General features: G+C 68.0%; 5 protein-coding genes. 4 read left to right on the plus strand and 1 reads right to left on the minus strand.

Annotated features, from left to right (window positions below; genetic code table 11):
* Positions 1 to 39 precede the first annotated feature (39 nt).
* Complete coding sequence (ligD, locus tag ON45_RS16565) at positions 40 to 1,095, minus strand: non-homologous end-joining DNA ligase (protein ID WP_083915084.1); 1,056 nt, start codon at positions 1,093 to 1,095, stop codon at positions 40 to 42.
* Positions 1,096 to 1,182: 87 nt separating this feature from the next.
* Here ligD and ON45_RS16570 point away from each other — a divergent pair, with 87 nt between their 5' ends.
* The 4 genes from ON45_RS16570 to ON45_RS16585 are packed head-to-tail and all read left to right on the plus strand — an operon-like array spanning position 1,183 to position 6,789.
* The gene (locus ON45_RS16570; protein WP_040495230.1) at positions 1,183 to 2,685 is read left to right on the plus strand and encodes a circularly permuted type 2 ATP-grasp protein; all 1,503 of its coding nucleotides are present in this window, start codon (positions 1,183 to 1,185) and stop codon (positions 2,683 to 2,685) included.
* Positions 2,685 to 3,644, plus strand: coding sequence for an alpha-E domain-containing protein (locus tag ON45_RS16575; protein ID WP_051063232.1), 960 nt, complete (start codon positions 2,685 to 2,687; stop codon positions 3,642 to 3,644). The genes ON45_RS16570 and ON45_RS16575 overlap by 1 nt, the downstream gene beginning before the upstream one ends.
* On the plus strand, positions 3,644 to 5,887 hold the full coding sequence (locus ON45_RS16580) for a circularly permuted type 2 ATP-grasp protein (protein ID WP_040495232.1): 2,244 nt from the start codon (positions 3,644 to 3,646) through the stop codon (positions 5,885 to 5,887). The genes ON45_RS16575 and ON45_RS16580 overlap by 1 nt, the downstream gene beginning before the upstream one ends.
* Entirely contained in the window at positions 5,884 to 6,789 is a 906-nt protein-coding gene (locus ON45_RS16585; protein ID WP_040495234.1) for a transglutaminase family protein, read from the plus strand. Before ON45_RS16580 ends, ON45_RS16585 begins: the two co-directional genes overlap by 4 nt.
* Positions 6,790 to 6,829: the final 40 nt, after the last annotated feature.

The raw sequence follows: 6,829 nt of genomic DNA on the forward strand, positions 1-6,829 counted from the left end.
CGTGCCATCGGGTGTCTGACACCGGATGGTTCTCGATCGTCAGTCGGGTTTGCGGGCGCGGCTGGGTTGGACGCGTGGGGCCTCGTTCGGCATCTTCGGGTAGACCGGTGGCCAGGGGGCGTCGGGGATACCGTCGGCGAGGTCGGAGGCGAATCGCTCGACGAGTGGGGTGATCGTGCACTCGGCGTCGTCCATCAGCTCCCACGGGTCACCGTGCTCAGCGAGCCGACCCGGCACCGTGTCGATGGTACAGGCGTCGGGATCGATCGTGTCGAGTTCGTCCCACCGGAACGGGGTCGACACCTGCGCTCCGACGCGGGGCCGGACGCCCCAGGCACCGAACATGTTCTTGTGTGGCGCGTTCTGGTTGAAGTCGACGAAGACGCGCTCACCGCGCTCCTCCTTCCACCACTTGTCGGTGATCAGATCCGGGTGCCGGTCGGCGAGCATCCGGCCCAGCGCCACCACCGCTCCCCGCACGGCGAACGAGTCCCAGCCCGGCTCGACCCGCACGTAGATGTGGATGCCCTTGCTGCCGGTCGTCTTCGGAAACCCGATCATGCCGAGCTCGGCGAGCAGGTCGCGAGTGTGCCCGGCGGCTTCGCGAGTCATGTCGAACGTGACGCCGGGCGAGGGATCGAGGTCGATCCGCATCTCGTCGGCGTCGTCGGGTTCCGACGCGCGGAACTGCCACACGTGTAGCCCGAGCACTCCCTGGTTGGCGGCCCACAGAACGTGGGCCAGATCGGAGATGACGAGCGCTCGTGACGGGGTCCCGTTGATCGTCTGGACCCTGGTCGTCGTCAACCAGTCGGGTGCCGAGTCGGGGATCCGCTTCTGGAAGAACGATTTCCCACGTACACCATTCGGGTACCGCTCGAGCAGGACGGCGCGGTCGCGCAGTGTCCGCATGATCGGGTCGCCGACCGCGACGTAGTAGTTCGCGAGATCGAGCTTGGTCCGCTCCTGCTTGTCCGGCCCGACCGACGGGAACATCGGCTTGCCGGGGTTGGTGATCGAGACGGTCCGCTGGCCGCCTTCCGGCAGATCGACGGAGACCTCGACCGGTGCTCCGAACTCCTCCGACGACGCCACGCCATCGAAGTTACGTCACCTGATGGACCCACAGCGGCAACATGGCGGGGAGTTTCGGATCACCCGAATGGGGTATGACTAGGGGTCGTGGATGAACTGCTGACCCCCGACCACACTCCTCGCCCCGCAGCGGCCGGATTGTGGTCCCTGCTCGACGACCTCGGACCCGAGGAACTCCTCGCGCGACAGCACGCCACCGAACTCGACATCCTGACGATGGGGATCACGTTCACCGTGTACTCCGACGGCGAGAACATCGACCGGGCATGGCCGTTCGACGTCGTGCCGCGCATCATCCCCGGCGACGAGTGGAGCCAGGTCGAACGTGGTCTCGCACAGCGGCTGCGAGCCGTGAACATGTTCATCGACGACCTGTACAACGACCAGCGCATCATCGAAGACGGCGTGTTTCCGCCCGACCTCCTCCAGGATTCGGCGAACTTCCGCCCCGAGTGCGTCGGAGCGCACCCGAAGTTCGGAGTGTGGGCGCACATCTCGGGTTCGGACCTCGTTCGTGACGACGACGGAACGTTCTACGTGCTCGAGGACAACCTCCGTGTCCCGTCCGGCGTGAGCTACGTCATCGAGAATCGCGCCGTCACGAAGCGCGCGTTCCCCGAACTGTTCGGGCACAACCGCATCCGGCCCGTCGACACCTACACCGACGCCCTCAGCCGATTGCTGGCGTCGCTCGCTCCCGACGGCGTGCGCAAGCCACGGATCGTCGTGCTCACCCCCGGCATCTTCAACTCGGCGTACTTCGAGCACTCGTTCCTCGCGCAGCGGATGGGTGCCGAACTCGTCGAAGGTGGCGACCTCGTCGTCGGCGACGACGACTGCGTCTACATGCACACCACCGACGGGCGCCGACGCGTCCACGTGATCTACCGACGCATCGACGACCTCTTCCTCGACCCCGAAGCATTCCGCCCCGACTCCCTCCTCGGCGTCGCCGGCCTGATGCGGGCCTGGAAGGCCGGAAACGTGGGCATCGCCAACGCCCCGGGCGCGGGTGTCGCCGACGACAAGTGCGTCTACGCCTGGATGCCGGACATCATCCGGTACTACCTCGACGAGGAGCCGCAGATCGCCAACGTGCCGACCTACCGCTGCATGTACGACGAAGAGCGTGAGTACGTCCTCGAACACCTCGACGAACTCGTGATGAAGCCGGCGAACGAGAGCGGCGGATACGGGATCACGATCGGGAGCCGGGCGACCGAGGAGGAACTCACGGCGTGCGCCGAGGCGATCCTCGACGACCCGCGCAACTGGGTGGCGCAACCGATCATCAACCTGTCGACCGTGCCGACGCTGATCGACGGCAACCTCGAACCGCGTCACGTCGACCTGCGCCCGTTCATCCTCACGGGCGAGTCGAGCTACGTCACCGCGGGAGGGTTGACCCGAGTGGCGCTCCAAGAGGGTTCGCTGATCGTCAACTCGTCGCAGGGTGGCGGCAGCAAGGACACCTGGATCGTCGACGAACCGCGAGACGGCAACCAGTGGTCGCAGAGCCAGAGCCAGACCCAGTCCCAAGGGGACAGCGCACAACAGCAATCGCAGTCCATCGGGGGAGGGGAGGCCTGATGGCGCTCCTGACGCGCAACGCCGACCGCATCTACTGGGCCGCTCGGTACCTCGAACGCGGCGAGGACGTGTCGCGACTCGTCCAGTCCTACGGCGAACTGATCGACGACCTCCCGACCGAGGACGACTCGGTGTCGCGGTGGGGAGCCCTCCTGGCGGTTCTCGGTGAGACTCACTCCGGATCAACCGACGACCTCGAGTCGAAAACCGTCGAGATCGACGAGCGGTACGTGGTCCGTCGGCTCGTGTCCGACGCCAAGCAGGAAGGCAGCGTTGCCCAGTGCGTCAAGGCCGCACGATCGAACCTGCGCACGACGCGAGAGGTGCTGCCGCGTGAAGCGTGGCGGGCCGTGAACGACCTCTCGTTGTTCACCCGCGACGAAGCGGTCCGCGCCGATGATCGACGGTTCCGGGACCGCGTCCTGACCCGCGTGATCGACGACAGCCGGCGCCTCGACGGCATTCTCACCTCGTCGATGTCGCGCGACGACGCCTGGCAGATCTGGCGGCTCGGTCGATATCTGGAACGAGCCGACATGACGACCCGCGTCGTCGGCGTGCGCGCGGCCGCGCTCATGGCGCACCGCGAGTCGTCGCTGAGCTACGACGAAGTCCACTGGATGGGCGTGCTGCGGTCGTTGTCGGCCCTCCAGATGTACCAGCGTTCGACACGCGGTTCGATCGACGCGACATCGGTGGTGCAGTTCCTGCTGTTCGACGCTCGCTTCCCCCGTGCGGTGGCGTTCTGTCTCGATGAGATCGATCGCAGCCTGGACCGGCTCACCAGGTCGGACGGCGTGCGGGCGACCGTCACGGTCGCCCGCGACGCGCTCATGTCGACCATGGCGACGACCACCGACGGCGCCGATCTCGATCGCGCGATGGAGTGGGTACAGTCGCTGCTCGGCAAGGTGAACAGCGCGATCACGGATCGCTATCTCAGTATCGATGGTGGTTGATGAGTACGACGTCCGACGCCGTGGATCCGACTGACCTCGGCGAACTCGTACGACGACAAGGCGCGATCGACCGGCTGCTCATGGCCGAAGGCGCCGGCCACATCGTCCACGACCTTCCCGTCCGTTCCGACGGCCGTTCCGTCGGCATCGCGAGCCGCCCGTGGCGACTCGATCCGATGCCCTATGTGATCTCCGCGGACGAGTTCACGTGGATCGAGGGTGCGGTCACGCGACGCATGCAGATGCTCGAGTCGCTGCTCGACGACCTGTACGGGGAACGCCGTCTGGTCGCCGACGGTCTGGTGGACCCGGCGGTGCTGTGGGGTTCTCCCGGCTATCGCCTCTCGGCGGTCGGTGCGGTCGCCCGACGCCACCAGCGCCGCTGGCTCTCCACGTATGCGGTCGACATCGTCCGCACCGCTGACGGTGTCTGGTTCGCGATCGCCGACCACACCGACACTCCCGCCGGACTCGGGTACACGTTGCTCGACCGCAGTGTCCTGACGCAGGTCGCCGACATCGGCGACGAGCTCCCGCGCAGCCTCGACGCGTCGCTGGCGATGGTTCGACGCGCGCTGGTCGACACGACGACCGTCGATGGCCCGCGTGTCGTGATGCTGACGAGCGGGATCGACCATCCGGCGTACGTCGACCACTCGTACATGGCGACACAGTTGGGCTTCAACGTCGTCGAGGGCCCCGACCTCGTCGTCCGCGAGAGTCAGCTGTGGCTCCAGACGCTCGGCGGGCTCGAGCGCATCGACGTGCTGCATCGACGGATCGTCGATCGGCAGCTGGACCCGTTGGAGACCAACACCTTCGGAGCTGCAGGCATCCCGGGTGTGCTGCTCGCGGATGACGCCGGCACCGTGACGATGGCCAATGCGCACGGCACCGGGCTGATCGAGGCTCCGGCGCTGGTCGGCGCCTGGGATCGGGTGGGTGAGGCTCTGACCGGTGACGAACCGTGGTTGCACCTGCGTTCCCCGCGAGTCGCCGCCGGCTCCACGCGCATCGACGATGTGCTGGGACGACCGGCCGAGCGCATCCCGTGTCTGGTGGACGGCCAAGTCGTCGATCAGCCGATCGTGCTGCGCTTCCACGCGGTCGCGACCGACGAGGGAATCGCCGTGATCCCCGGAGGAAACGGCCGGATCATCGAGCCGCACGACGACCCGACGCTGCCCACTCCGTCGCGGGTGAAGGACATCTGGGTCCTCGGCGACACGATCGCGCCGAGCCTCGTCGTCGACGTCCGATCGGCGCCACAGGTCGACTTCATCACGTCGGTGCCGACTCGCGCCGCGCACTCCTTGTACTGGCTCGGACGGGCGTCCGAGCGCGCGGAAGCGGTGGCGCGTTCGATGCGGGTCATCGCTGCAGCGGCGCCGGTGGCCGCGTGGGACGGTCGCGCGACGCCGGCGATGCAACTGCTCGCGGCGCTGACCGGCTCCGACGTGCCCGACACCGCGGCCGTCGACCCGGCGATGCCGGCAGCGCTGACCGACGCTCGTCGCAAAGCGGTCGTCGCCGCATCGGAATCGCTCGAATTCCACATCGGATCGATGCTCGCCGAGTCGGCGTCGGTCCGCGAGTTCCTCAGCACGACCACCGGCCGCGTGCTCGGTGAGATGGTCGACAGCCGTGACCGGCTGGTCGCGCGACCGGACGACGTCGACGCGCTGGACACGATCCTGTACCAGCTCTCGGCGTTCGCCGGGTTGTGGAGCGAGAGCGTCGTGCGCGGACCGGCGTGGTACTACGGCGACTTCGCCAAGCGCTACGAACGCGCGCTCGTCGCGGTCACGAGCGCGTCGATGGCCGTCCGGATCCAGGTCGACACCACGCTGGCCGACGACGCTCGGCGACGCGGGCTGGAGGCGGTGCTCGCATCGAACGACAGCCTCGTGGCGTACCGCCGTCGGCACCGCAGCGACGTGGAACTCGATGCGATCCTGGCGCTGATCCTCCACGACCAGCGCAACCCGCGCTCGGGTGCCGCGTCGGTCGCCGGGATGGTCCGCAACGCCGAGGCGATCGGGTGGACGGCGGGGATCGAGCGGCTCGAATCCCTCGGCGACGATCTGGCCGGCTTCGCCGTGGGGACTCCGCCGGCAACGCTCGAACGGATCGCCTCTGCCCTTCACGACCTGGCCGTGGAACTGACCTCGACGCGGCTCGTCGCCCCGCCTCACCCGACGCTCGTCAGGTCCCGACTCGTCGATCCGGGTGCGGTCGCATGACCCGGTATCGCGTCACCCATCGCACGTCCTACCGATACGGCCTGGCCGTCAACGACGCGTACACGGTGGCGTGTCTGCTCCCTCGCGACCGAGACTTCCAGCAGGTGAACTCGGCCCGAGTCACCACGACCCCGGCACCCGACGAGTTCGTCGAGACCCGTGACGTCTTCGGGAACCGGATCGTGCAGCTCGGTGTCCATCACCGCCACGACGCGTTCGAGATCTCGGCACAGAGTGTGGTCGACACGCACGTGCCGGCGGTCCCGACGACGACCCAGCCGTGGGAGGACGTCGCCGCGGCGGCGCGTGGGCTCCGGGATGCATCGGCGACGAAGATCGGCCCGTATCGGGCGCTGACCCAGGCGTCGACACCGGCGCACCGTCCCGAGCTGCTCGCCGCGTTGGCGAACCGTGTGTTCCCGCCGCGCCGTCCGGTCGTCGAGGGTGTCGCGGCGCTGTCGCGCGAGATCTTCGACACGTACACGTTCGACGGGACGGCGACCGATTGGGCGACGCCGCTCGACACGGTGCTCGAGAAGCAGCGCGGCGTGTGCCAGGACTTCGCTCATCTGGCGACGGCGGTGCTGCGCTGGGTCGGACTCCCCGCCTCGTACGTGAGCGGTTACATCGAGACCGAACCGCCTCCGGGCGAGGTGAAATCGATCGGTGCCGATGCCTCCCATGCCTGGTGCTCGGTGTGGACCGGCCCGGATGAGCAGGGCGGCGGCTGGCTCGACCTCGATCCCACGAACGACCAGGTTCCGCCGACGCGTCACGTGACCGTCGGGTGGGGTCGGGACTACGCCGACGTCGCACCCGTTCGTGGCGTCGTCCTCGGCCCTGGCTCGAATCAACTCATGGACGTCGCCGTCGACGTCACCCGCCTGTCCGCCGACCCCTGACCGCCTACTGCCCATCCGGTGTCAGGCACCCGATGAGGCG

The sequence above is a fragment of the Ilumatobacter nonamiensis YM16-303 genome, assembly GCF_000350145.1.
GTDB lineage: Bacteria > Actinomycetota > Acidimicrobiia > Acidimicrobiales > Ilumatobacteraceae > Ilumatobacter_A > Ilumatobacter_A nonamiensis.

Bases quoted from the DNA above. Each gene is read 5' to 3' on its own strand.
- ON45_RS16575 (WP_051063232.1), top strand. From the start codon at position 2,685: ATGGCGCTCCTGACGCGCAACGCCGACCGCATCTACTGGGCCGCTCGG.
- ON45_RS16580 (WP_040495232.1), top strand. From the start codon at position 3,644: ATGAGTACGACGTCCGACGCCGTGGATCCGACTGACCTCGGCGAACTC.
- ON45_RS16585 (WP_040495234.1), top strand. From the start codon at position 5,884: ATGACCCGGTATCGCGTCACCCATCGCACGTCCTACCGATACGGCCTG.